Annotated in this window: 20 protein-coding genes and 1 pseudogene; 20 read left to right on the top strand and 1 reads right to left on the bottom strand. The window is 39.9% G+C overall.

The window, feature by feature from the left end; genetic code table 11:
- The first annotated feature begins 173 nt into the window (after positions 1-173).
- From AC27IJ_RS23760 to AC27IJ_RS23850, 19 genes and pseudogenes are all read left to right on the top strand, one after another.
- Entirely contained in the window at positions 174-1,103 is a 930-nt protein-coding gene (locus AC27IJ_RS23760) for a magnesium transporter CorA family protein (RefSeq protein WP_312441172.1), read from the top strand.
- Positions 1,104-1,327: 224 nt separating this feature from the next.
- Positions 1,328-3,016, top strand: a complete 1,689-nt coding sequence (locus AC27IJ_RS23765; protein WP_312441173.1) for a DEAD/DEAH box helicase — start codon at positions 1,328-1,330, stop codon at positions 3,014-3,016.
- Between the two features lie 233 nt (positions 3,017-3,249).
- Positions 3,250-4,617, top strand: a complete 1,368-nt coding sequence (gene rlmD / locus AC27IJ_RS23770) for a 23S rRNA (uracil(1939)-C(5))-methyltransferase RlmD (protein WP_487151041.1) — start codon at positions 3,250-3,252, stop codon at positions 4,615-4,617.
- Positions 4,618-4,936: 319 nt separating this feature from the next.
- Positions 4,937-5,686 (top strand): GNAT family N-acetyltransferase, encoded by a 750-nt coding sequence (locus AC27IJ_RS23775; RefSeq protein ID WP_487151043.1) that lies wholly within the window; start codon positions 4,937-4,939, stop codon positions 5,684-5,686.
- A gap of 234 nt (positions 5,687-5,920) precedes the next feature.
- Complete coding sequence (locus AC27IJ_RS23780) at positions 5,921-6,079, top strand: hypothetical protein (RefSeq protein ID WP_487151045.1); 159 nt, start codon at positions 5,921-5,923, stop codon at positions 6,077-6,079.
- Positions 6,080-6,286: 207 nt separating this feature from the next.
- On the top strand, positions 6,287-6,409 hold the full coding sequence (locus tag AC27IJ_RS23785) for a DUF6809 family protein (RefSeq protein WP_487151047.1): 123 nt from the start codon (positions 6,287-6,289) through the stop codon (positions 6,407-6,409).
- 401 nt (positions 6,410-6,810) lie between these two features.
- Positions 6,811-7,077, top strand: a pseudogene (locus AC27IJ_RS23790) (group II intron reverse transcriptase/maturase); the annotation flags it as partial.
- Between the two features lie 169 nt (positions 7,078-7,246).
- Positions 7,247-7,504 (top strand): recombinase zinc beta ribbon domain-containing protein, encoded by a 258-nt coding sequence (locus tag AC27IJ_RS23795; RefSeq protein ID WP_487151049.1) that lies wholly within the window; start codon positions 7,247-7,249, stop codon positions 7,502-7,504.
- A gap of 203 nt (positions 7,505-7,707) precedes the next feature.
- Positions 7,708-10,107 (top strand): SEC-C metal-binding domain-containing protein, encoded by a 2,400-nt coding sequence (locus AC27IJ_RS23800; protein ID WP_487151051.1) that lies wholly within the window; start codon positions 7,708-7,710, stop codon positions 10,105-10,107.
- A gap of 824 nt (positions 10,108-10,931) precedes the next feature.
- The gene (locus AC27IJ_RS23805; protein WP_487151053.1) at positions 10,932-11,783 is read left to right on the top strand and encodes a DUF2971 domain-containing protein; all 852 of its coding nucleotides are present in this window, start codon (positions 10,932-10,934) and stop codon (positions 11,781-11,783) included.
- 992 nt (positions 11,784-12,775) lie between these two features.
- The gene (locus tag AC27IJ_RS23810; RefSeq protein WP_312441179.1) at positions 12,776-13,354 is read left to right on the top strand and encodes a TetR-like C-terminal domain-containing protein; all 579 of its coding nucleotides are present in this window, start codon (positions 12,776-12,778) and stop codon (positions 13,352-13,354) included.
- A gap of 169 nt (positions 13,355-13,523) precedes the next feature.
- Positions 13,524-15,302: an oleate hydratase gene (locus tag AC27IJ_RS23815; protein ID WP_312441180.1), complete on the top strand. Its 1,779-nt coding sequence runs from the start codon at positions 13,524-13,526 to the stop codon at positions 15,300-15,302.
- 981 nt (positions 15,303-16,283) lie between these two features.
- Complete coding sequence (gene pstB / locus AC27IJ_RS23820) at positions 16,284-17,081, top strand: phosphate ABC transporter ATP-binding protein PstB (RefSeq protein ID WP_312441181.1); 798 nt, start codon at positions 16,284-16,286, stop codon at positions 17,079-17,081.
- Positions 17,082-17,225: 144 nt separating this feature from the next.
- Positions 17,226-18,074 carry a phosphate ABC transporter substrate-binding protein gene (locus AC27IJ_RS23825; protein ID WP_312502634.1) on the top strand — a complete coding sequence of 283 codons (849 nt, stop codon included), beginning with the start codon at positions 17,226-17,228 and terminating at the stop codon, positions 18,072-18,074.
- Positions 18,071-18,916: a phosphate ABC transporter permease subunit PstC gene (pstC, locus tag AC27IJ_RS23830; RefSeq protein WP_312441183.1), complete on the top strand. Its 846-nt coding sequence runs from the start codon at positions 18,071-18,073 to the stop codon at positions 18,914-18,916. Before AC27IJ_RS23825 ends, pstC begins: the two co-directional genes overlap by 4 nt.
- 7 nt (positions 18,917-18,923) lie before the next feature.
- Complete coding sequence (gene pstA, locus AC27IJ_RS23835; RefSeq protein WP_312441184.1) at positions 18,924-19,760, top strand: phosphate ABC transporter permease PstA; 837 nt, start codon at positions 18,924-18,926, stop codon at positions 19,758-19,760.
- 10 nt (positions 19,761-19,770) lie between these two features.
- Positions 19,771-20,532 carry a phosphate ABC transporter ATP-binding protein gene (locus AC27IJ_RS23840; RefSeq protein WP_312502633.1) on the top strand — a complete coding sequence of 254 codons (762 nt, stop codon included), beginning with the start codon at positions 19,771-19,773 and terminating at the stop codon, positions 20,530-20,532.
- Between the two features lie 35 nt (positions 20,533-20,567).
- Positions 20,568-21,230 carry a phosphate signaling complex protein PhoU gene (gene phoU, locus AC27IJ_RS23845; RefSeq protein WP_313156041.1) on the top strand — a complete coding sequence of 221 codons (663 nt, stop codon included), beginning with the start codon at positions 20,568-20,570 and terminating at the stop codon, positions 21,228-21,230.
- A gap of 594 nt (positions 21,231-21,824) precedes the next feature.
- The gene (locus AC27IJ_RS23850) at positions 21,825-22,643 is read left to right on the top strand and encodes a TIM barrel protein (protein WP_487151058.1); all 819 of its coding nucleotides are present in this window, start codon (positions 21,825-21,827) and stop codon (positions 22,641-22,643) included.
- Positions 22,644-22,830: 187 nt separating this feature from the next.
- Here AC27IJ_RS23850 and AC27IJ_RS23855 read toward each other — a convergent pair whose 3' ends face one another.
- Positions 22,831-24,615 carry a sigma-54-dependent transcriptional regulator gene (locus AC27IJ_RS23855; RefSeq protein WP_312441189.1) on the bottom strand — a complete coding sequence of 595 codons (1,785 nt, stop codon included), beginning with the start codon at positions 24,613-24,615 and terminating at the stop codon, positions 22,831-22,833.
- Positions 24,616-24,861: 246 nt separating this feature from the next.
- On the opposite strand from AC27IJ_RS23855, the gene AC27IJ_RS23860 reads away from it, so the two are divergent.
- On the top strand, positions 24,862-26,103 hold the full coding sequence (locus AC27IJ_RS23860; protein WP_487151061.1) for a four-carbon acid sugar kinase family protein: 1,242 nt from the start codon (positions 24,862-24,864) through the stop codon (positions 26,101-26,103).
- Positions 26,104-26,125: the final 22 nt, after the last annotated feature.

Here is a 26,125-nt window from a genome sequence, read left to right on the forward strand (position 1 = left end):
TAAAAACAGGCCTTTTTGGTGAAACTTGGGTGAAAACCCCGGTTTTTTACTGAAAGGGCCTGTTTTGTTGACATGGAAGAAAACCAGGGATAAAATTGGATAAAGAAGCAGGCTGGCAGGGATTGGGTAAAAAAGTCCGCCTGATAAATATGCGGTGGCAGGAGGAAAAGAAAGTGCGTTATCGATTAAAGAAAAGGCTGATTCCTGTGGGAGCGGATGAGACGGTTCCAGAAGGGGAACCCCTGGTGGAGATCATGAGCAAGGAAGAATACTTTAAAGCTTATCATACGAAGTATCAGGATCATTTGCTGATGAGAAACTTAGAAAGGGCGCAGTACTGCAGGGCAGAGCTGTTAAAGGACTGTGTCATTGGAACCCTTGTTATTCCTGTTAAAAAAGAGCTTTTAGGCAGGCCTGTGGTGTTTGGCTATTACATGGACCAGACCCGGCTTATCTTCATTGATGACAGTGGAAAAGTGGAAAAAAACCTTCACGAGATGGACCGGATCCAGATTTTTGATAAAACCTGTGTTTCCCATATGTTTTTTGATTTCCTGGAGTATCTGGTAAAGGATGAGATTGAATTTTTGCAGAAGTATGAGGAAAAGCTGGCGGAAATGGAAGACCGGATCATGAGCGGTAGAAGGGACCGGAGCGATGTCCCTGCTTCCATTCTAAGAGCGAGAAAGGAGCTGGCAAAGATTTCCTCTTACTATGGACAGCTCTTAAATATCAGCCAGACCTTGACAGAAAATTATAACGGACTCTTAAAGGATGAGGACTGTGCTTTGTTTTACCTGTTTTCCGGCCGCATAGCAAGGCTTTCGGAGTATGGGAAGGAATTAAGGGAATATGCCCTGCAGATCCGGGAAATGTACCAGGTGCATATAGATATGAAGCAGAACCACGTGCTGACCTTTCTCACGATGGTCACTGTAATTTTCATGCCTCTTACGCTGATTGCCGGCTGGTATGGCATGAATTTTAGAAATATGCCGGAGCTTAACTGGGATTACGGCTATCTGGTCTGCGTGATAGCAAGTGTCATAATTATTCTGATAGAGATTTGGTATTTTACTAAGAATGGCTGGCTTAAAAGATAAGAAGCAGGGTTTTGGGAATTATTTCCAATTAAAAATGATATGGAAAATTCAAGCCATCGCCCTTGACACTCAAAAAAAAATCTGCTATAATATACCTTTGTGTGAAGCGAGAGGATGAAGGTCTGAAACGTGCCTGCTACCTCTCGTTTTGTTTGCGAAAAGTGTGTGCGAGGCCGTCGGCAACATGGGAAGCCGGTTGGCCGTAAGAAAGGAACCAAGCATTTATGGAAACAGTTAGATTTGATGAATTACAGTTAGATGAAAGAATTCTGCGGGCAGTAGCAGATATGGGATTTGAAGAGGCATCTCCTATCCAAGCCCAGGCCATTCCGGTCCAAGCAGAGGGAAGAGATATCGTTGGGCAGGCTCAGACTGGAACTGGAAAAACAGCAGCCTTTGGCATCCCTCTGTTGCAGAAGATTGATCCTAAGTCGAAAAAGCTTCAGGCGGTTGCCCTCTGTCCAACCAGAGAGCTTGCCATTCAGGTGGCAGATGAAATCCGCAGGCTTGCAAAATATATGCACGGTGTTAAAGTTCTTCCGATTTACGGAGGACAGGACATTGTAAAACAGATCCGTTCTTTAAAAGACGGTACTCAGATCATCATCGGAACTCCGGGACGTGTTATGGATCATATGCGCAGAAAGACCGTGAAATTTGAAAACGTTCATACTGTGGTCATGGATGAAGCCGATGAGATGTTAAATATGGGATTCCTTGAGGATATGGAAACCATTTTAAGCCAGCTTCCGGAAGATCGGCAGACGGTTATGTTCTCTGCTACTATGCCGAACGCCATCATGGAGATCGCCAGAAAATTCCAGCAGGATCCGGTGACTGTTAAGGTGGTAAAGAAGGAGCTGACCGTTCCGAAGGTAACCCAGTATTATTATGAAGTAAAGCCTAAGAGCAAGGTAGAAGTTATGTGCCGTCTTCTGGACATGTATGCACCGAAGCTGTCCGTTGTCTTCTGTAATACCAAGAAGCAGGTAGACGAGCTGGTACAGGCCCTTCAGGGACGGGGATATTTTGCGGAAGGACTTCACGGAGATTTAAAGCAGATCCAGCGTGACAGGGTCATGAACAGCTTCCGTAATGGTAAGACGGAGATCCTTGTGGCAACTGATGTTGCAGCCCGTGGAATCGACGTAGACGATGTTGAAGCCGTATTTAATTACGATCTTCCTCAGGATGACGAATATTATGTTCACAGGATCGGCCGTACAGGCCGTGCAGGACGTGAGGGCATTGCTTTCAGCTTTGTAGTGGGCAAGGAAGTTTATAAGCTCCGTGACATTCAGCGTTACTGCAAGACCAAGATCATTCCTCAGGCGATCCCATCCTTAAATGACGTGACAGCCATTAAGGTGGATAAGATTCTGGAAAGTGTGGCGGACACCATTGGAGATACGGATTTAAGCAAGATGGTAAACATCATTGAAAAGAAGCTTTTGGAAGAGGATTACACCTCCCTTGATTTAGCGGCTGCCCTGCTGAAAATGACGATGGGCGACGAAAGTGAGGATATCATCGATACAAGAGAACCTCGTTCCCTTGATACGCTGGATAGCCTCTACGGCGGCGGAAGCCGTGGCCGCAGCAGCAGAAGCGGAAATGGTAATGGAAATGGAAACAGCCGGGGAGGAAGAAACGATTCTTCCAGAGATGATATGGCCCGTCTGTTCATTAACATCGGAAAGAACCAGAATGTGAAGCCGGGAGATATCCTGGGTGCCATTGCCGGAGAGTCCGGTATGCCTGGAAAGATGGTCGGAAGCATTGATATGTATGATAAGTATACATTCGTAGAGGTGCCGAGAGAAAACGCCGATGCAGTATTACAGGCCATGAAGGATGTTAAGATCAAAGGAAAAAATATCCATATGGAAAAAGCCAACGGAAAAGGCAGATAAATTTCCGGGAGCTGGTGAGGAAGGAAGACGGATCGTCTTACCGGATCCGCCGGGCTCCCATTTTTTTTGTCCACAGGCAGTAAAAGGTTTTCTTGCTTCTTGTGGAAAAAGAAGTTACAATATGTTCAAGATGTGCATATGGTACAGGCTTCATGATGTTTTAACCTGGAAATGCTTCGGACAGGGACGTGGAAGACAGCCTGGGAGCGGATATGTAGATACAGGAGGTTATAATGGCAGAGTGGAAGAAGAATGATCGAATAGAAGCAGTAATTGAAGATATGAGTGAAACCGGGGAAGGGATCGGTAAGACCGATGGATTTACCTGGTTTATTAAAGATACAGTTATAGGAGATAAGGTTGAGGCTAAGGTGATGAAAACCAAGAAGTCCTATGGGTTTGCAAAACTGGAACGGATCACAGAGCCGTCTGTAAACCGTGTGACACCCAAATGTCCAGTTGCAGGGCCCTGCGGCGGCTGTCAGCTTCAGGCAATGGATTATGAGGAACAGCTTCGGTATAAGGAACGGAAGATTTGTAACAATATCACCAGGATCGGCGGCTTTTCCGAAGTTCCCATGCTGCCTATCATGGGGATGGACGAGCCATGGAGATATAGGAATAAGGCGCAGTTTCCATGGGGATTGGATAAGGATGGGAATATTATTGTTGGGTTTTATGCAGGGCGTACTCATTCCATCATTGGGTGTGAGGACTGCCTTTTGGGGGTAGAGGAGAACCGGGAGATTTTAAGGCGGATCAAGGCGCATATGGAGCGGTATCACCTTATGCCTTATGACGAAGCCACTCACAGGGGCCTGATCCGCCATACATTGATTCGTAAAGGCTTTCGGACCGGAGAGCTTATGGTTTGTCAGGTTATTAATGGAAAAAGCCTGCCCCACAGCGGGGAACTGGTGGAACGTCTTCTGGAAATTCCGGGTATGACCAGTATTTCCTTTAACATCAATAGGTATAGGACCAATGTGATTTTAGGGGACCAGGTGGAAAACCTTTATGGGCCGGGATATATTACGGATTATATTGGGGATGTGAAATACCGTATTTCGCCTCTTTCCTTTTATCAGGTGAATCCAGTGCAGACGGAAAAGCTCTATGGCACCGCCCTTGAATATGCCGGGCTGACAGGCGGGGAAACGGTTTGGGATCTTTACTGCGGGATCGGAACCATCTCTCTTTTCCTGGCTCAAAAGGCAAAAAAGGTGTATGGAGTGGAGATCGCACCCCAGGCTATTGAAGATGCCAGGGAGAATGCCAGATTAAATGGGTTGGACAATGTGGAGTTCTTTGTAGGGAAGGCAGAAGAGGTTCTGCAGGAGCAGTATGAGAAGAATCATGTGTATGCTGATGTAATCGTGGTGGATCCTCCCAGGAAGGGCTGCGATGAGGCGTGTTTGGATACGATTGTGAAGATGGCGCCTAAGAGGGTGGTGTATGTGAGCTGTGATTCGGCTACTTTGGCAAGGGATATGAAGTATCTGGCGGAGAGAGGGTATGAGGTGGAGAAGGTTAGAGGGTGTGATATGTTTCCGCAGGGGTTGCATGTGGAAACGGTCTGTTTGCTGGAGCGGAAAGGCTAGTAAATAAAAGGTTTCTGGGATTTTGGAAGAAGAATGGACGTGTGTTTTTAACTTTGATGATTAGTCCGCGGAAACTTATTTTACCCTTGAGTAAATTTATATGTTTGAAATTGAACTTAAGACTATGGCTATAAAATGATTATGACATCAACACAAGTTGACGAAGGAGCCCAGCATTTCTATAGAAAGCTCGGATACAAAGATAGAGGAAGTCTTTTTTTAGATAACACACCATTTGAACAACCGCAAGAAATGTTTATGTTAAACATTTTTTAGCAGCATAATAAGCAATAGATGTTAATATAAAGCGAGGGTGAATATGAATACTGATTTTGTGAACTTAACAACAGAAAACCTTGTCAATGAGCATTTATGCTGCATTATCCGCAGTAAAAAGCTCCATCAAGGTATTGAAACAAAGCGACAATGGCTTTCAGACCGACTAAATGAAGGCCATGTCTTTAGAAAGTTAAATGAAAAGGCTACGGTTTTTATTGAATATGCTCCTCTTGAAACAGCTTGGGTTCCCATAACTGGTGACAACTATTATTATCTGTATTGCTTATGGATTTCTGGTAGTCACAAAGGAAAAGGGTATGGGAGATCACTGATGGAGTATTGTTTGGCTGATGCCAAAGAAAGAGGTAAATCTGGTATTTGTATGCTCGGAGCAAAAAAACAAAAATCTTTCCTTTCTGACCAATCATTTGCGAAGAAGTTCGGCTTTGAGGTTGTTGATACTACCGATAATGGATATGAATTGCTTGCACTTTCTTTTGACGGAACAACGCCAAAGTTCGCACAAAATGTTAAAAATCAAGAAATTGAAAGCAAAGAGCTAACAATTTATTATGATATGCAATGCCCCTATGTCTATCAAAACATTGAGATGATAAAACAGTATTGTGAAATGAATGACGTTCCTGTATCTTTAATTCAAGTGGATACGCTACAAAAAGCAAAGGAATTGCCTTGTGTTTTCAATAACTGGGGTGTGTTTTATAAAGGAAATTTTGAGACAGTAAATTTGTTAGATGTCGCCTACTTAAAGAGAATACTCAAAAAATGAAAATACAATTTCGTTTTTTCCCGTTGATTATTAGGACTGTATTTTAAACAGTAGATCGAATGCTTGTTATCCATATAATACAAAGATAAGACTTACTTAAGAGAGATATTTTATTATGGCATGGAAATTTAATAGATGGGGTAAAAAGGTTACCCCCACTTTAATATGCTAGTATGTTTTCACCATGTAGTATAAGAAGAAACTTTCACCGCACGTAGGGTGCGTGGTAAAACTATGTCAGGTGGAGAAGTAGAAAGCGAGATAGGAAGTCCTTTGAATCCGCATAAACTCTATGTTATTCTGGAATTTACCCATTATCAAAAGCACTTTGCATTTGCTATGGATGGGGCAGATTTTAAGAATAAAAGACTTCATGAAGGAGTGCGGGTTTAGTCGCAGTCAGAGCATAGAGTGTGTAAAACTGTGTTGGTAAAGTTGTATAAATTAAGTTGGAAACGTGGTTGTCAGCGATTGGCAGTCACGTTTTTTGATGCGCCTTTGCCGAAGATTGCACCGGAATCGCACCAAAAGTTTGTACGCTATTCCAGTCTGGACGCTCAATGGATTCTGCTCTAACATGGTAAGCAGGAGGTGATGAAGGTGCAAAAGACAATAGAACAGCTTTATAATGGAGAACTTTATCCAAGTGAACAGTTGAATATTCGCATTGATGGATATAAGGAAGCAAAGGAGATTCTAGGCAACGAGGAAGCACATAGCTGAACAGCAAGGGTGTCCATCGTGAGGTGGAATCTGAAGGAAGCTGTAGGCAAACTCTTGGTCCTACGGACAGAAATCACATATAAGGCTCTGAAATATGGATAAGTCTGCACAAAGAGATGAAGTCCAAAAGTTGCTGGAAGTAAGAGTAAATGTGGCGGATAGATGAGAGGAAAGAGCTCGCACCTTAATCGGGGAGGTCTCACAGCGGTTTCATTAGCCGAGTAACCACGAACTGTGAGAAGTCAGCAGAACCCATAGTAGCGAAGAAGTTTCCGTAATGGAAATGGAGTAAAGGGGTGAACAATCAATCAGTTGAAGTGGGTTCCGACTTGTAGCCAAAGCAACACCTGTCGATAACGTCAAAGGTGGCAGAGGCAAACGGGACAGAAAGGAAGCAACGCATGGACACAAGTAATCTAATGGAGCAGATATTAAGTAAAGATAACCTCAATACAGCATATCTGCAAGTCGTACGAAATAAAGGAGCAGAGGGTGTGGACGGAATGGAGTACACAGAACTAGGCAAATACCTTTCGGAGAACGACGAAATAATTAAGGAACAGTTGCGGACACGTAAATATAAACCGCAACCAGTAAGGCGCGTGGAGATACCAAAGTCAGATGGTGGAATCAGAAAACTTGGAGTACCAACAGTTACAGATAGATATACCTTGCTTCAAAAAACCTTTACAGAAGATATTATGAAGGGTAGTTAAGCAAAAAATACTGGACAGAGAACTCGGTACTTTGTAAGCGAAAGTCATCTGTCGATTGTTACTGCTGAGGTGTTTGATAGAGTTCAGGAAGAAATGTCTAAACGTGCGAGGGTGATTCATTGTGTATGGCGAATGTAGAGCCTCTTATCGAAGAAGAACTGAAAGAGGGAAAGTTGTTTGGAGATGTGAGACTAGAACTGAGAAAGGAAAAGAAGCGTGCCCAGAGTCACCGACTATAAATGAGGAATGGATAAAAGAAAGGCTGGCCTATATGGTCTGTGGTGAATTATATGATGAGAATATCACAAGGGAGAGGGTTGAGCGGGTTAGTGTTTATCAAAAATATCTAGTCGTAAAGGGGAAAAATGATGCGGAATAGATAATTCAAATTTAGAGGATATGAATATTTAACCGATTGTTTTGAGAGTAAATAAGTGAGTATGAACGACTAAAAATGAATCAGAGAATAAATGGTTTATTACCAAATAATGTTTTTAATCATTGTGAAAATCTTCTCATGGGAGTAAAATTGAGATAATAATGTTGTTGAGATGGTTATTCCTGTTGGAGGGAGTGTACTTCATGAGTAAAAAGAAATATAAAAAGCAAAAATTAGTAAAAGTTGATGAATATTATAATGATGGGTTATTTGAACTCGCCCGTTATGGTAAAGTTGTATCGATGCGTAACCTTAGCACACTCGAACAGCATAAACAAATGCTAGCATTTTATAAAGAGGAATACCCAAAGGTTAAGGACCGGATAAATAAAAAGATCCAAAAAATAAAAAATGAAATATCTATCTGCAATCCGTTAATGTTGCTTAAATTCACTAAAGACATGGCTATGTTGTCTCATCTGAATAAGTTTTCAGAGCTTGATTATTCAACCGAAGAAAATATTGTAATTAGAGAACAAGAATACATTCAAAGCATTTTGGTTTCAACAGAAAACCATTTTGATGTAACCGAACCCAAAGAAGATCAGGAGAAACGGTGGTATTCAGTTCTCTCGGACATAAAAGACTTGTATATGGAATTCATGTATTTCTATCATTATTGGTCATCGTATAAAAAAGACACCGATGAGATTTCTGATGAGATGATGAATTATATTGTAGAATCCCAGATGCTCTATCTCGTTAGAGGTAATCGCTATCAGGTTTTTGAACTTGAGCCACTAAAAAATCTTTTACCTTCGCATAATGATGTTCTTGTGGAATTGTTCGGTATTACGGCTGATCAAGTAATAGCGGGACTTGTAAAGCTCCAATATTCTATGTCGCAGGGATTAGCAGATGCTTGGATGGACATGGGGAAAAAATATGATAAGTTTTGCGAGATGGTTGATTTGGGAGCAGATCCTAAAGCAGCAATTGAAGATACACGTGATTTGATGAATTCCATAGTCGAAAAAATATTTGGAGAAGCTTTAAATGATATTTCTAGTGTTACTGGATGGGATTCCAGGTTAATAGATACTCTGTCGTTAGGCGTTGGCGAGTGTAATTCCTTCTTTGACGGCTCAGAGTTTTCAGGATGGCCAATCATGGAGATGCCGACCAAAAAGAAACCATTTATAAAAATTGATGGGATTGCGTATGCTTTTGATTATTATTCATTATTTGACAATATTTATAGAGCCTTACAGAAAGAAATATTCCGTATAAAACCTGAATATGTAGATAAATGGAGTAAACGACAAAATATAGCCAGCGAAAAAATGGTTCAAGATCTATTTTTAGAATTACTGCCTGGAGCAACTGCTTATGGAGGTAATTACTATCCGGTAGGCAATTCGTTAAAGAAGATGAATGAAAATGACTTACTAATTATATATGAGAATTACCTTTTTATTATAGAAGTAAAAGCAGGCTCCTTCCCTCAAACACCACCAATTAATGACTTCGATGCCCATATAAAGGCATATACAAAGCTAGCGCAAGAAGCAGATTCTCAATGTAGCCGGACCATTAAATATATAGATGGACATCAGCCTGCTCCATTCTATGATATTGATAAGCAAAAGAAGTTTGAAATCAACGGCATCTCTGAATTTAAAGAAGTATATTCATTTTCTGTTACTATTGATAATTTCAATGACTTTGCAGCAAAGGCTGAGAAGCTGAATTTTATAACTCTTTCAAGTAAAACTATTGTAATTTCATATGACGACCTACTAGCATACGAAAACTATTTTGATTCACCAATATATTTTCTTCATTTTTTGAAACAACGGAAGCTAGCGATAGATATTCCTCAAATTGCACTGAACGATGAGCTTGACCACTTGGGTATGTATATTAGCCATAATATGTACTCGATTACAGCCTCCGAATTTCCGGCAGAGCATAGAGTTAATTGGCATGGTTACAGGCAAAATTTAGACGACTATTTTGGTGGCTTGTATCACCCAGAGCTTAATCCTACAAAGCCGCAACAAGACATACCATATAAAATAACTGAGATTATTCAATTATTAGAACTAGGAATAGAAAAGAACAAGATTGATGTGGCGCACTTCCTCTTGAATATGTCTTCAGAAGCTAAGGAAGAATTTTGCAAAGCTATTCATCATGTGATTCGCAGGCAGCATGAAATTGGAAAAATGGTTGTAATGTCTACTTTTGTTGAAATTAAGTATTGTTTATTTGTGTCAACTCCTGGGATTAAAGTCATAGATATAGCAGAACGTCAGGACTATGTTTTGTCTGCCATTCTTAGCTATGAATCTATGCCAATAATGTGGATTAATCTTGATTATGATAAAGACGGAAATTTGCTTGATGTAGAGGGTAAACAATGCAGCTATTGTGACATCCCAACCAGTGACATTGACCGATTAAGGAAATTGAATATCGAATATAGAAAAAGCAGAATAGCAAGTTTCCAGCGTCAAAATCATAGAAAAGTTAGCAGGAATGATCTTTGTCCATGCGGTAGCGGTAAAAAGTATAAGAAGTGTTGCATACAATTCGAATGATTTATGATATTTCGTTAAAACAAGAAAAACCATGATTAATTATAATATAATTATGATTTGGAAATTTAGATTTTTACTATAGTAGACAAGAGGATTTATGATGAATAAATTTGTTATTCGAAACTTTGGAAGTGTACTTGGTGATCGTTTTTTATTGTGATGGTCAATGAAAAAGAAAAGTACATAATTATGGTTGATGGGCATAAGGAAAGGCAAAGTGAGGAATCGCCAGAAGAATTAAGAATTACTAAATATTTCCTGTAATGATTTTCATACATCCAAACAATGTAGGTGATGTTGAAAAAGTTAGAGATGATTATAAGAGAAAAGTGCAGAGCGACGGAACCATTGGCATACCTAATTCGAAGTTAGTCAATCAGTATTCAATTGTTTTCCTAGTAGAGTTTATGGGAAAAAGAGCTCATTTTACTGGTGATGCAAGTATAGTGGATATATATGAACTTGAAAAATATAATTGGTTCAGTTGAACATGTATAAACTGCAAAACAAAAAAATGAAATATACAAAAAAATTGATGTAATTAAAATACATACGGATTGGATCATGTAGAAAGAATGAATAGTGTGGAAAATATGCTTTTTCACATGTATATCGCATAAATGAAGATGATGAAATTAGGTATTAAGATATAAATATATTATATTTTAAAAAACTTGATGCTGGAAGGCCAGATGAACTGAAAGTAGTACTACCATGTGTTCATAAGGTGATTCCTAAAGCACCAGTATATTGTGTATAAATATAAAAAATGATTATTAGAAAATAGTTTATAACATTTTATAAATTTAAATTGGGGGAATAATATGAATAAAGATTTATTAAATGTATTTCATTATTGTAGCATTGAAGTATTTCATAGTATAACGAAATTTTATACTTTACGTTTGACTGATATTCAAAATTCAAATGATTTAGCAGAAAGAGTTTGGATTGAAAATAAAATACAGAGACAGGTAATTGATAAAATTAATGGATTAAGAGGGGTTACTGAAGAGGAAAAAAGTCTCGTTAATTATAACTTTAATTTTGCTAAAGGTGTACTTCAAGATAATTCCAAACTATATGCAAGCTGTTTTTCTGAAAATGGAGATGTATTGAGTCAATGGAGAGCCTATGCAGATAATGCCCAAGGCCTGTCTATAGGATTTTCTAAAGAAGCTTTAGAGGTTTTTAATAAAGAGATATATGGAATAAAATTCTCGCCAGTATGTTATGATGAAGCTATTCAGAATGAATATGCTAGAGAACAAGCTAGTTCCATAGTGGAAGCAATACTAGAAGGAGATTTGATATTCCATGCAGTAAGTGATGTATATGAGAATAAAGTAAATGAATATGCTTGCATGAAAAACCCTATGTTTAAGGAAGAACAAGAGTGGAGGCTTAGTATATCAATGAGCCCAGAGTGTAGAATAAACAACAAAGCATATTTTGGTAAATGTACATTGTCAGAAATAAAAACATATTGTAGTAAGAATAAAATACTGACATATTTTGATCTGAATTTTCAAAATAAAAAGGATAGTTTTATTAATGAAATTGTGATTGGACCTAAATGTGGTATGTCAGAACGTGAAGTAAAACAAATTTTATTCCTATGGGGGTATGATGTATCAAATATAACCGTTAGGAAGTCTGAGCTTACATATATATAAATACTAATTTAATTAAAAACCTCATTTACAGGGTTAAGGAACAATGACTAATGAGATTGCAAAAGTTTTTGCAGAATAAATTTAAAAAGTACAGAGCTATACATGATAGATAATACAAGAGTAACTTTAAATGATTAGTAGAAGAAATATGAATATAATAAACAGACCATAGATGTAAGTTGGTCGTTTTCATCATGTAGAATAAAACTTACGCCCTCCGTATGTGGAGGCTATTGTGTTGATACAACGAGCTGATACGTAGAAATCTTTTGTTTTAGACACTTTTTCAAATATATCGTCTTCACGAGTAAGTGAGATAAAATCAGGAATAAGATCATTAAAACTACATCAATCTTTTTGTGGTTGTTGATATAGAGTGTGAGGATACAAGAAAATAGGTGTTAATAGTATTGATTTGGTATATTATGAAAACGATAATGAAAAATAATGAGTATGACAATTCAAAGGCACAATACATGTTTATTTGTAGACATTGTTAAGGGATTGAAGCATTTGTAAGAAGATGGGAAGGATGGGGATTATCGATTGTTGTGCACATGGCGTATATTGTCTAGAACTTGTCACAGAGATTTAATAATTGAGTATAAGAGTAATGAATTACTTGCTGACGAAAAGAAAATTATGGTTTTAGCAAAAAATAGTCGAAAAATGGGATAGAAAAATGCATTTTTGGCCCGATTTTTAGGGGCTTTTATAGATGACATTCGGAATTTTTAAAATGACACCCCAAAAAACACAACTTTCACAGAGGTAAGCCAAAGGCATTGGAATCAAAAATTCTGATGCCTTTGTTTTCATATTACACAAAACAATAAGCTGCCATGGAGAGCAATAACTGAATTATATAAGGATGGATATCCTCAATTGCATTTCAATAATGAGATGATATAATAAACGAAGAAATGAACGAATGATACTCAAAATAAGGATGTCAATATTGTAAAACTTTATAGGGAAAAGGAGGACTCTAAATGCCACAATTGTTGACTAAAAAAATGATACGTGAAGTGTTCGTTCAAATGTTGAACAAACGTCCATTACAGAAAATTACAGTGACAGACATTGTAACCGCTTGTGAGATCAATCGGAATACGTTTTATTACTATTATGCGGATATTTATGATATTATATCTGAAATATTTCAAACAGAATTACAAAAAGTAATCAATGATTATAATGATACAAATTCATGGGAAGAGAGCGTACTTCAAGCATTGAAATTTGCGGTAGAAAACAAAAAGGCTGTTTACCATATCTATAATTCCATACAGAAAGAGAAATTAGAAAAATACTTGTTCGATGTATCTGGTAATGCCATGAGACGTTACGTGGAAAGGATAATAATAAACCTTGATATCCATGCTTCCATTAGGGATATAGATATTATCATTCTGTTTTATCAATATGCCCTAACCGAAATGTTTATTAATTGGATTTCTTCTGGCATGAGTGTGGAGCAAGAAAATATTATTCGTAGAAGCGGCCAACTTTTTAATGGAAATATAGAACGTTCTTTACGAAAAAGTGTTGAGCTAAATGATAGTTGGTAAATTTGTCTCAGCAAGGATATATGAAAATTCATCAGATGATAAAGAGTGTTCGAAATTCGAACACTCTTTATTATTTGTCTGTATCAGTGAAAGCCTCTTGTTGATAGAATAAATTCATAAGCTTTTAGGGTATAACCCTGAATTTGCTATTATAAAGGAGGATTAATGTATGTATTACAGTAGTGGTAATTATGAAGCTTTTGCGCGTCCTTTGAAGCCTGAAGGTGTGGATAACAAATCCGCTTACATAATCGGCTCTGGTCTTGCAGCTTTATCAGCGGCTTGTTTTCTTGTCCGTGATGGACATATGAAGGGAGAACGAATCCACATTTTGGAAAAAGACAAACTCCCCGGAGGTGCCTGCGATGGTTATAAATATAATGAACTTGGATATGTATTACGCGGCGGGCGCGAGATGGAAAGTAATTTTGAGTGTATGTGGGATTTGATGCGGTCCATTCCATCCATTGAGACAGAAGGCGTCAGTGTATTAGACGAATATTATTGGCTCAACAAACGTGATCCCAACTATTCTCTTATGCGTGCGACAATCAATCAGGGAGAGGATGCCCATACGGATGGAAAATTTGGTTTGTCTGATAAGGGATCTATGCAGATTATGAAACTGTTTTTTATGCAGGATGAAGACCTGTATGATAAACGTATTGAAGAAATATTTAATGATGAAGTGCTGAATTCTAATTTCTGGTTATACTGGCGTACCATGTTTGCCTTTGAAAATTGGCATAGTGCTTTGGAAATGAAACGCTACCTTCACCGCTTTATTCACCTCATTGGGGGCATGCCCGATTTTAAGGCACTCAAATTTACCAAATATAATCAATATGAGTCTTTAATTCTTCCGATGGTAAAATATCTGGAGAATCATAACGTTCAATTCCACTATGGAACGAAAGTAGTCAATGTCGAGTTTGATATCCAAAAGGATAAAAAACAGGCAAAGAGCATTTTGTGTATTCATGATGAGGTGGAGGATACGATCACCCTGACGGAGAACGACCTTGTTTTCATTACAAATGGTGGTTGTGTTGAAAATTCAACATTGGGTGACCAAAATCATCCGGCAGAGTTCCGCTGTGATATCAATGCTGGTGGAGGCTGGGATATGTGGCGCAAAATCGCAAAGCAGGATGCATCGTTTGGAAATCCCGACAAATTCTGTAGCAATCCTGAGCAGAGCAACTGGATGTCGGCTACTGTCACCACTTTAGATGAGCGTATTCCGCAGTATATTCAAAACATTTGTAAACGTGATCCATTCGATGGCAAAGTCGTAACAGGTGGAATTGTAACAGCTAAAGATTCTAACTGGCTTCTCAGCTGGACATTCAATCGTCAGCCACATTTCAGCAGTCAACCAAAGAATCAGCTGGTTGGTTGGATTTATGGACTGTTCAGCGACAAACCAGGTAACTTCGTGAAGAAATCTATGCGAGAGTGCACAGGTAAGGAAATATGTATGGAATGGCTGTATCATATGGGCGTACCTACAGATAAAATCGAAGAATTAGCAGAACATAGCGCAAATACCGTTCCTTGCATGATGCCCTATATTACTGCATTTTTCATGCCACGCCGTTTAGGTGATCGTCCAAGTATTGTACCTGAAGGCAGCACCAATTTTGCTTTCCTTGGACAGTTTGCTGAAACCAAGCGTGATACTATCTTTACTACAGAATATTCTGTAAGAACCGGAATGGAGTCCGTTTATACATTACTGAACATTGATCGTGGTGTGCCCGAGGTTTGGGGAAGCACATATGATATCCGTCGTCTTCTTAGTGCTACTGTCCAGTTACAGGATGGAAAAAGTTTAATGGGCCTTGAATTAGAACCTGACCAGAAAAAGGGACTTGTTGAGGTAATTAAGAAAGTACAGAACACAGAAATTGAAAAGCTGCTAAAGGAATACCATTTGATAGGTTAACGGTTTTATCTTCCTAGAAAGATACTTAAAAGAAGGTGCAGTTTCATTTCATAGTAAACTGTGCCTTCTTTTTGCATTTATTTCATTATCAGTGCTATCTTAGTGGCAGGCTATCCAATCTATAAGGGATATCACAATATTCCAGCTCAAGTTCTTTGGCTCATGTGTTCATATTTATACTCATCCTAAGGCTTTAGTTACTATGGTAGACTGTTCAGCAAAAAATGAAAGAATAATAGTTATTGACAATTGAGAAGATCAACCTTATTACAATATGTCTCATCTGCAAGAAAAAAGCTGGAATTATACACTCGCTGGAAAGAATCATATGGGATTAAATTCAGAAACTAAGTTATCGTTGGATTACGTTGATACCTTTATGGTCATCAGAATCATAAGTACAATGCACGTGGAGACGGTGGTACTTTTATCCAACAAAAATAGAAAAAATTTTAATATGGAAACTGATATAAATATATAGTATTAAGAGAAAGAGATTTCAATTAGAAATCTCTTTCTTAATTTTTGACAATTCTGTTACCCGTGATATTCTGGGGAAGATATTACAATACATACAAAATACAGTATAAATAAACAGGGATTTGGGAACTTGAACAGTATGAATATAAAAACGTATTTCGAATTACGGACAATAAAATCCTTTTGATAGTTATAAAGGACAAGATGCGATTATGTTCGAAGAATTGTTTTCAAGAATACTTCGGAATTCTAATTGTAGAATATAGGTATTATATGAATCCCGAAGGGAGGGCTTTATATTACCTTGCCTGCGGATCTCTCCGGAGGTGAAAAATTTTACAAAAATTTTACCTATAATTAACATAGATAATGCTTTAATTGTCTTTGGTTATTGTATAATTAATTGTTGTTGTGAAAAAGAAGATACAAATTTAAAATATTATAAAAGATAAGAGCTTCTTATTAAAGCTTTAATAAGGAGTCGATTAGCGAGGGTGACGAATGGATGATCTAATGTTAAAGTCTGGGCAAAGTGCCAAGATAAAAACAGATGCGGTAAACCTTTTTTATGGCAACTTCCAAGCTCTGAGGAATGTTACAATGGATATAGCGGAATGTGCTATTACAGCCATAATTGGGCCGTCGGGATGCGGTAAATCTTCCCTTCTGCGTCTTTTTAATCGTATGAATGACCCGATACCAGGAGTTAGGGTAGAGGGGAAAATTATGCTTGATGGTGTTTCTATCTATGATAAGAATATGGATGTTGTTGCACTGAAAAAAAGAGTTGGTATGGTTTTTCAAAAACCCAATCCCTTTCCGATGTCTGTGTATGATAATATGGCTTTTGGTCCAAGGCATCATGGAATAAAACAAAGAGCTCGTCTTGATGAGATTGTGGAGAGGAACTTGAACCAGGTGGCTTTATGGGACGAAGTGAAGGACAAACTGAAAGAATCTGCTTTTGATCTTTCTCCGGGCCAGCAGCAACGTCTATGTATTGCCCGTGCATTGGCTGTGGAGCCTGAGGTTTTATTAATGGATGAATCATGTAGTGCTCTTGATCCGGAATCTACAATGCAAGTTGAGGGGTTAATGGAGGAACTGGCCAAAAAATATACGATTATTATTGTAACTCATAGTATGGAACAAGCGGCAAGGGTGTCTCATATGACTGCGTTTATGATGATGGATCATGATAGAGCGGGGACATTGGTCGAATACGCTCCAACAGCACAAATTTTTGCTAATCCTAAGGATAAACGCACCGAGGACTATATTACAGGTCGGTTCGGATAGAAACTTTTAAAAGGTGTATCCGATAGGGTTGATAAGTACACCATAGAACTTGTAGTTCTTTAATATATTCTGAGAAATGGAGGAAATTAAACATTAGAGTTTTATCATAGTTGATGATTCTGATGTTTAATTTTTGTGAGAGATATGAGGAAAAAGATTGTAACATGCAAATTATTAAGACGAATAAGAGGTTCTATCAGCGTAGTGATATTGACCCTTTCTATGGGTATGATGACTGCCTGCAGCCAAGCACCTGGCTCAGCCACGATTGTTGCAGGCTCAACTTCTGTACAACCTTATGCTGAGATTCTGGCTGAAGAGTACATGGTTTTAAATCCAGACGCTGTGATTGATATCCAGGGCGGAGGATCTTCGGCCGGCATTACGGCAACCAAGACACACAGTGCTGATATTGGAATGTCCTCCCGTGCATTGAAAGATGAGGAGAAAAGTCTGTGGAATGTAGAAATTGCCAAGGATGGATTGGTATTGATAGTGAACCCTAGGAATCCGATACAAAACCTTACTTCAGATCAGATTCGCGATATTTATGCAGCTACAATTACCGACTGGAGTCAATTGGGTGGGTCAAAATCAAAGATCAATATCATAGCGCGTGAAGAAGGATCAGGTACAAGAAGTGCCTTTACGGAGCTGTTGATGGGTGAAGAAGAGATAACCCCGAAAGCTATCGTCCAGGACTCCAATGGGGCGGTACGGCAATTGGTTTCGGATGACCCCAATGCGATAGGATTTATCTCTTTGGGTTTGGTTACGGATGAAGTGAAAGCTTTACATTTAGATGGCATCGAAGCGACACGAGAAAATATAATGAATGGCAGCTACAGACTGTCCAGGCAGTTTTTATTTGTCACCGACGGTGAGCCGACCGGGTTAAATAGGGAATTCATAGATTTTACCCTTTCTTCAGAGGGGCAGAAATTACTGAGCAATGAGGGACTTATTCCATCAGAAGAGGGGGCAGGGAAATGAAGAGTTTTAAGGAAAAATTATCTGAGCGTGTGTTTCTTCTAATTGCTCTTTCGACTTTATCGGTGCTGGCGCTCATCACTGTTTTTATATTTATAAAGGGTATACCTATTATTGCCAAGGTTGGTATAATAAACTTTGTTTTTGGGATGAAATGGGCTCCAAGCCAAGGTGCCTATGGCATTTTCCCGATGATAGTGGGATCTGTATCGGTCACTTTAGGAGCAGCAATCCTAGGAGTTCCTATTGCCATTTGCTGCAGTATTTTTTTGGCTGAGTTTGCTCCTGCAAAACTTAGAAACATATTCAGACCCGCCATCCAGTTGTTGGCGGCTATACCTTCAGTGGTATATGGGTTCTGGGGAGTATTGTTCGTTGTACCAATGATACGTAATTACCTGGGAGGGCCGGGCTTAAGCATATTGGCCGGTTCCATCATTTTGGGTATTATGATCCTGCCAACGATCATCAGCATCACCGAAGTATCTCTCCTTGCGCTGCCACGCCATTATAAAGATGGGGCACTTGCATTAGGGTTGACACATTGGCAAACCATACATTCATTGCTGCTACCTGCGGCCAAATCGGGTATTGTTGCCGCCATAATTTTAGGTTTAGGCAGGGCAATTGGTGAGACCATGGCGGTGATTATGGTTTTGGGTAATGCTGTCGCACTTCCTGAATCAGTTCTTGACCCTGTCAGGACACTGACCACGAATATCGGTATTGAGATGGGATATGCATCTGGCGAACACCAACAGGCGCTTTTCGCCACAGGTATTGTATTGTTTATCATTATCATGATTTTAAATGCTACTGCCCAATACATCACACGAAAGAGGTGAGGTCACTATGAGAATTAGCGCGAAAACTTCCCAAAAGATAGCAAAATTTTTGATTTGGACAGCTGCTCTTCTTGTTATTGCAATTCTTTTTTCAATAATTATCCATATACTAATCAAGGGCATACCTATGCTCAGTTGGCAGTTTTTAACGGATATTCCGCGGGATATGGGCCGTTCTGGGGGTATTTCCTCTTCCATTGTCGGTACTCTGATTGTGACTGCAGTTGCCGTTATTGTCGCAACACCATTTGGAATTGGAACAGCTATATACCTTACGGAGTACACACGTGAGAGCAGAGTCACCCGCATTATCCGTTTCAGTGCCGAGTCCCTGGCAGGGATACCATCCATTGTTTATGGACTTTTTGGTTTTATCTTCTTTGTCATATACTTAAAAATGGGATGGTCAATTTTATCCGGTGGATTAACCATGGCTATCATGATTCTGCCTACTATCATACGTACATCAGAAGAGGCGATTCGTACTGTGCCACAGCTATACCGGGAGGTAGGCTTCTCTTTGGGACTCACTAAGTGGCAGGCAATAACCAGGACGGTACTCCCATCTGCACTCCCTGGTATCGTTAATGGAGTAATTTTGAGCATAGGGAGATGTGTAGCGGAGACAGCTGCTGTTATTTTAACAGCCGGCTCAGCATTGCGCATGCCAACATCACTCTTCTCCCCAACTCGAACGATGGCAGTACATTTTTATATACTGGCGAGGGAGGGAATATCCATGGATAACGCTTATGGAACAGCAGCGCTCTTGATTATTCTTATTCTTCTGCTTAATGTTGGTTTCAATATGCTGGTCAATAGATTCATAGCTAAAGGCCGTTAAGAGGTGAAAAATGACACAGAAATCAAAAATAGAAATAAAAGGATTAAACTTCTATTATCAACAAAAGCAGGTTATTAAAGAACTTAACCTAGAGATACCCCAAAATCGGATTATGTCTGTTTTTGGTCCGGCCAACAGTGGTATAACAACACTGCTTCGCACATTAAACCGTCTGAGTGACTTGACTGTGGGAGCCCGGCATGAGGGTGAGATACTTTTAGATGGGAAGAACATCTTTGACCCGGACGTTAATGTGACAGAACTGCGCCGCAGGGTAGGGATGGTCTTTGATGTACCAACACCTCTGCCTATGTCCATCTTTGACAATGTCGCATTGGGACCCCGTATGGGTGGAATGAAAACCAAGGCGGCTGTGGCAGAGGAAGTAGAAAAGGCTCTGCGTATGTCTGCCCTCTGGGATGACGTCAAAGATAGGCTGGATACTCCTGCAGCCAGGTTATCCGGTGGTCAGCAGCAGCGCTTGTGTATTGCCAGGGTTTTGGCTCTTGAGCCGGAGGTTATTTTGCTGGACAGACCCTGTTCTGCTCTTGACCCAATATCAACGGCTAAAATTGAGGAATCCTTAATACAGCTTAAGGAGCAATACACCATTATCATTGCACCACATACGGTTCAGCAGGCTGGGCGTATCGCTGACCGGGTTGCATTCATGTTAATGGGAGATCTAATAGAACAAGGCTATACCCAAGAGGTTTTTTCATTCCCCAAGGACAATCGAACGAACGATTACCTTACCGGAAGATTTGGTTAAAATTCCGTATATTCTTTAATTTTTTGTAAAAGGAGATGAGCATATTGGTTAGAGAACGATTCACACAGAAGATACTTGAAGTTAAACAAAAGGTATTAAAAATGGGAGCTCAGGTTGAGAATATTATTGACACGGCAGTGACTGCTTTAAAGACACAAGATCTTGATCTTGCAAGGAATGTTTTGAAGAAAGATGACGAAATAGATCAGTTAGAACTTGAAATTGAAAAGGAATGTATGATGCTTCTTGCCCTTCAGCAGCCTCTCGCCAAGGATTTAAGGACAATTGCATCGGTTCTGAAAATCATAACAGATCTTGAAAGAATGGGAGACAATGCAGTAAATATTGCAGAGGTAATACTTGAGATTGGCGAAGAACCCATTATGAATTCCCTAAAAGATATTCCAAGGATGGCAGATATTGCTCAGAAAATGTTAAAAATGAGTCTTGATGCTTTTGTAAATGAGGATATTGCCCTTGCAGAAAAGGCAGCTGAGAGGGACGAAGATGTTGACAGGCTCTATGAAACCGTTATAAATGATATCCTAAACATCATCACAGAAAAAAGGGAACTTACAAAACAAGGTACTAAACTTCTGTTCTTAGGACGGTATCTTGAGAGAATTGCCGACCATTCTACCAATATATGTGAAAGAACGATATACATGATTACAGGTGAGTTAAAGGAAATAAATTAGAGGCATGCCTTTAATTTATTTCCTTTCAGACTGCTCTTAAAAACTAAAACAAAAAAACACAGACTAAAAAGGCCCATGTAAAAGTGGGCTTTTCCCATATGCGGAAACGATTTTCAACTGAAGTAACTTCAACCATAAAAAACTCCATTCCGAGCTCAAGTTGAAAAACTTAAAAACTCTAACATTAAAAACTTTCTGGGCTGTCAGAAAGCAGCTCTTCTTGAAATGACCGGAATCTGCATTATAATACAAACAAAGGGGAAAGACCGGTTGCCCGAAATAGAATTTATATAATGTTTCTGTCCTGTATGATAGCTTCTTGGTATTTAGATATAAAGACGGAAATAGAAGATATTAAGCGGACAGAATAACTAAATAATTATATTTTCTTTTTAGTGCCCATGTTGTCAGAATAGAAATTAAAGAACCGTCTGATAATGGCATTATAGGTTTGATTATTATAGACGGGTTAGGTTGGAGGTTGGGAATAATCTTTTGGGGCTAAACCCGCAAATTGAGTTATTCACTTTAACAATGAAAGGGAAATTCCGGGTTCCAGTAAATTTGCAGGAATTTAGATGATTAGTAGAAAGTATGAAAAGATTGTTATTTGGTATATCTGGCTTGCCGATACATAACGGCACAAAGAAATATAATTATGCAAGTGCCATTCATTATTTGAGGTCTGTGGGATTGGATGCTATGGAACTTCTTTTTGTCCGTAATGTTAATGTAACGGATCACAACAAGGAGGCAATACTGGAGGCGAAGAATGAGGAAGAATTTTATCTTTCCGCACATGCGTCTCATTATTTGAATTTGAATGCTGATGATGTTGAAATACAGAACCAATCAGTAAAAAGAATAATTGATGCTGCCGGCGGGCTGAGAAAGGTCAACGGAAGGAGTTTGGTATTGCATCCAGGATACTATATGAAAGATTCAAAGAAAGAAACTTATGATACCATTAAGGATAATTTAAGGAAGCTGCCTGACTGCGGAGTCAATTATAGGCTTGAGACAACTGGAAAAGGAACTCAGTTTGGTACTCTGGAGGAACTGGTGGCTTTGTGTAAAGAGATTCCTACTTGTAAGCTTTGTATTGATTTTTCACATATCCATGCGAGAACGAACGGAGGACTCAGAAGGTATGATGACTTTACGGATATTCTTGAATATGTCTGCAATAATCTGGGCAGGAGCGCAATAGAGGATTTGCATATTCACATGGGAGGTATAAGGTATACCTCAAAGGGAGAAAAAAGTCATGCTCCATTAATGGAAAGTGATTTCAACTATAGAGAATGTCTGAGAGCGATTAAGGATTTTAAGGTTAAGGGGTGTATAATTGCTGAAGGCCCGTTGCTGGAAAAGGATGCTCTGCTCCTGAAACAGACATATGATAGATTGTAAAGGAAAATGATTGCATGAAATTTCTGTACTGAAATTATTCGAAAATAAAATAAAAATAGAGCTAGGGCTTGTACCCTAGCTCCTTTGTCTGCAGTCTGAAGCTGGTAAACAATGTTTTACTAGCTTTTTTGCCATCCCAGGCACTCATATGTTTAGTTGACAGATACTTGTGTGCTTTTTTTGCTTATTATTTTTGCAACAGACGCCATAGGGTTGTACGGCTGATGCCCAAGCGTTTGGCTGCGGCGGTGTGGTTGCCCTCGGTTTCGTTGACCACCCGAATAGCGATGTCTTGGCTGATCTCTGTAAGTGTACGGTTTAAATCCAGAGGAGTAGCGGCATTTTCTTTCAGGGAGGAGAAAGCACCAACGTGCCGCTCCTTACGCAGTACCTGACGGACATTTTCGGCGGTGATGATTTGGCTGGCACCCGTTATCGCAAGTTCCCCAATTACCCGACGGAATTGGGTGTAATTATGGGGCCAGTTGTAACTTTGCAGCAGAGACAGCGCTTCCGGATCTGCACCTAAAATCTGCCGGGGCATGTTGACGTTCATGTGGCTCAGACATAGATTCATCAGAGTGGGAATCTGATGTGAGAGCTGACGCAACGGCGGCAGATACAAGGAAAGACAGGAAAGTTTTTCTCGAAAAAGAGCACCTACTTTAGATATATATTCGCCACTCTGGCAAACACAGGAAATCATTACTCTGTTTCGCTGGCACACATCCATCTCCTTCAGCACAGCGATTAGCTGGTACTGCCGTTCCAGAGATAATACATCCACATTTGCAAAGTATAGGGTGCTGCCCTCGTCTGCCAATGGGGAGTTGTGATGCTCCATAAGAAACGCCCAGCTACGGTCGTTCAGCAGGCTGCAGTTGATGGACACTAAGGGGTTGTTGTGCAGCGGGCCCCTGATGTAAAGCATGCTGACGATAGATTCCTTACCCGTGCCATCCTCGCCTGTGAAAATGACAGGGGCGGTGCTTTGGCCTATTTGGTCAATTTCCTGCTGAAAACCTTGGAGATTCCCTGCAAAGCTGAAAATGCTGTTGTAGTAAGCTGCCTCTGCCTCGGCTCGACCGGAGAAACTGATACCAATCTGGTTTGAGGATACCGGTAATTTTCTTTCATCGAAGAAAAAGGCGGTATATCGCAAAGAACCGCTGGCAATTTGCCGAACACGAATGGAGTAGCGCATGCCTTTTAAAGAACGACTGATTCGCTGATCCCCCTCCTGTCCAGCTTGGGATAGTTCCTGACGCAGCAATTCCAATAATTCGGGCTTTAGATCTTCCGGCGTGGACAGAAACAGATCTCCCTGACTGTCAAAGACAATAGTCTGTCCGATCTGCCCGCGAATAAGCTCTCGAAAAAACAAATTTTCATCCCGCAGGTATTGTTGGTTGTCGCACAGTAGCAATATCTGGTTAAAGGCATTTCGGATACTGTCTATCCCGGAGGTGATAAGGAAGGAATTGATTCCGAGCCGCTGGGCTGTGGTGTTAACAATCACGTCGCAGAGAATGGTCTCACACTGTTTATCCTGAAGACTACGCAGGGTCGGCTCCACCGCTTCAATAGAATCTACTATATGAATATCAATATCACATTCCAGCAAATCGCATAGGGGCTGCACATGGTTTCGAATATCGGCGAAGGAAATCATGGTAGTCTTTTTTTTCAGCCCGCCCGCCAGTTTGATGGCACAGAGAATATCATACATAGAAATTTCAATCTCGATAACCGGAATGGTTAGCTGCTGCCGCAACATCTGCGCCGTAGCACCACGGGATATTACCACATCGTAATCTCCATGAAAGTTATTCCGAGCGATGATAAGACCCTGCTCCATATCACCCACATAGACTGTCAAATCAATCTGGGGATATTCTTTCGCCAGATTGAGCATCTGAATTTTCATTCCCTCGTAGGGTGCAATGCCCAAAACACGAATATAATTTTTCATAAACACCTCAATAATACGTTTCATATTTGAACATATTATACCAAATGCACAAAAATTAAGCAACAAATTTTTCATATGTTTCAAATATAAACAATTTAAAGGCGAAAATAACTTGACGAAAGTAGTGGAATTTATATAAAATGAATATAAATTTAAACTAAAAGGGATTAACAATTTCCGAAATGTACAAAAAAAGAAATTAGCCCTTCTAAACTGTTTCAAAATGAAACAACAGGAGGTGAATGAATGGTAAAGCTATTAATCATTGCTGATGACTTCACGGGAGCACTTGACACAGGCGTGCAGTTTGCAGCCAGGGGTGCGGCAACAATCGTGGTCACAGATTTAAACTATGATTTCCGGTCAATTGAAAAAACAGTTGAAGTTTTAGTAATGGTTGCAGAAACCCGGCATCTGCAGCCACAGGAGGCCTATGAGATTGTGTACAGCACAGTGCATAGAGCATTTCAAGCCGGAATTGCTTACATTTATAAAAAGACAGACTCCGTACTGCGGGGAAATATTGGCAGTGAACTGACGGCACTGATGGACGCAACAGGTGTCGAAACCATACCGTTTCTCCCTGCCTTTCCCAAACTGGGCAGGGTCACCCGGGAGGGAATTCACTATATCGACGGTGTACCTTTGGCCCAGAGTGTTTTTGGCCAGGATCTTTTTGAACCGGTTTTGGACTCGGCGGTGGCGGATATCCTTGGTCAGCAAACAAATGTGCCGGTGTTGATACACCCACGAAAGGAAGAGCATAAGATTTCAAATCCCGGCATCCAGGTATTTGATGCTGAAACAGATGCAGATTTAAAACACATCGGCAGAGAACTGGGGCTGGAGTTGTTACGATTCTGTGCAGGATGTGCCGGGTTTGCGGCGGTGCTTGCAGATATGCTGAATTTGAAGGGGCCTGCCCCGAAAATACCAAAGCTTGAAGATACTCTGTTTATAGCTTGCGGCAGTGTCAATCCGGTAACGATCAGCCAAATGAAGGCGGCACAGGAACACGGCTTTCCACATGTAAATTTGAACCCTGTTCAAAAACTGGAAGGTCGCTGGGTGGATAGTAAACAGGCGGTCGAATGTGTTCGTCAATGGCTGGCACAGGCATCCGCAAAAAAACGCTTTATTCTTGATGTTAATGACCCGGAAGGGTGTGAGGATACCGATATCTACGCACGGGAACACAACTTGACAACGGAACAGCTTCGGGTGCAAATTTCGGACAATCTGGCAGTTTTGATTAAACGAATACTTGACGATGGTCTGAACGCCACTCTTTTATGTACCGGCGGCGACACGCTGATGGCATTAATGCAAGCGGTAGACGTTTCGGAGCTGACGCCAATTTGCGAAATGGCAACAGGCGTTGTTTTAACAGAATTTATTTACAAAGAAAAAACATATCATATTATTTCAAAATCCGGTGGTTTTGGAGATCAAGATCTGCTTATAAAATTAGCAGAAAAGATTTCCTGAAAATAACAAAATATTAACTGGA

This window comes from Lacrimispora sp. YZC11 (genome assembly GCF_057543815.1).

Excerpts from the sequence above, each read along its gene's own strand:
- pstB (WP_312441181.1), top strand. The coding sequence starts at position 16,284 with ATGGATGATCTAATGTTAAAGTCTGGGCAAAGTGCCAAGATAAAAACA.
- AC27IJ_RS23840 (WP_312502633.1), top strand. The coding sequence starts at position 19,771 with ATGACACAGAAATCAAAAATAGAAATAAAAGGATTAAACTTCTATTAT.
- AC27IJ_RS23810 (WP_312441179.1), top strand. The coding sequence starts at position 12,776 with ATGCCACAATTGTTGACTAAAAAAATGATACGTGAAGTGTTCGTTCAA.
- AC27IJ_RS23860 (WP_487151061.1), top strand. The coding sequence starts at position 24,862 with ATGGTAAAGCTATTAATCATTGCTGATGACTTCACGGGAGCACTTGAC.
- AC27IJ_RS23765 (WP_312441173.1), top strand. The coding sequence starts at position 1,328 with ATGGAAACAGTTAGATTTGATGAATTACAGTTAGATGAAAGAATTCTG.
- AC27IJ_RS23825 (WP_312502634.1), top strand. The coding sequence starts at position 17,226 with ATGAGGAAAAAGATTGTAACATGCAAATTATTAAGACGAATAAGAGGT.
- phoU (WP_313156041.1), top strand. The coding sequence starts at position 20,568 with ATGAGCATATTGGTTAGAGAACGATTCACACAGAAGATACTTGAAGTT.
- pstC (WP_312441183.1), top strand. The coding sequence starts at position 18,071 with ATGAAGAGTTTTAAGGAAAAATTATCTGAGCGTGTGTTTCTTCTAATT.
- AC27IJ_RS23850 (WP_487151058.1), top strand. The coding sequence starts at position 21,825 with ATGAAAAGATTGTTATTTGGTATATCTGGCTTGCCGATACATAACGGC.
- AC27IJ_RS23775 (WP_487151043.1), top strand. The coding sequence starts at position 4,937 with ATGAATACTGATTTTGTGAACTTAACAACAGAAAACCTTGTCAATGAG.
- AC27IJ_RS23855 (WP_312441189.1), bottom strand. The coding sequence starts at position 24,615 with ATGAAAAATTATATTCGTGTTTTGGGCATTGCACCCTACGAGGGAATG.
- AC27IJ_RS23780 (WP_487151045.1), top strand. The coding sequence starts at position 5,921 with ATGTCAGGTGGAGAAGTAGAAAGCGAGATAGGAAGTCCTTTGAATCCG.
- pstA (WP_312441184.1), top strand. The coding sequence starts at position 18,924 with ATGAGAATTAGCGCGAAAACTTCCCAAAAGATAGCAAAATTTTTGATT.
- rlmD (WP_487151041.1), top strand. The coding sequence starts at position 3,250 with ATGGCAGAGTGGAAGAAGAATGATCGAATAGAAGCAGTAATTGAAGAT.
- AC27IJ_RS23805 (WP_487151053.1), top strand. The coding sequence starts at position 10,932 with ATGAATAAAGATTTATTAAATGTATTTCATTATTGTAGCATTGAAGTA.
- AC27IJ_RS23815 (WP_312441180.1), top strand. The coding sequence starts at position 13,524 with ATGTATTACAGTAGTGGTAATTATGAAGCTTTTGCGCGTCCTTTGAAG.
- AC27IJ_RS23800 (WP_487151051.1), top strand. The coding sequence starts at position 7,708 with ATGAGTAAAAAGAAATATAAAAAGCAAAAATTAGTAAAAGTTGATGAA.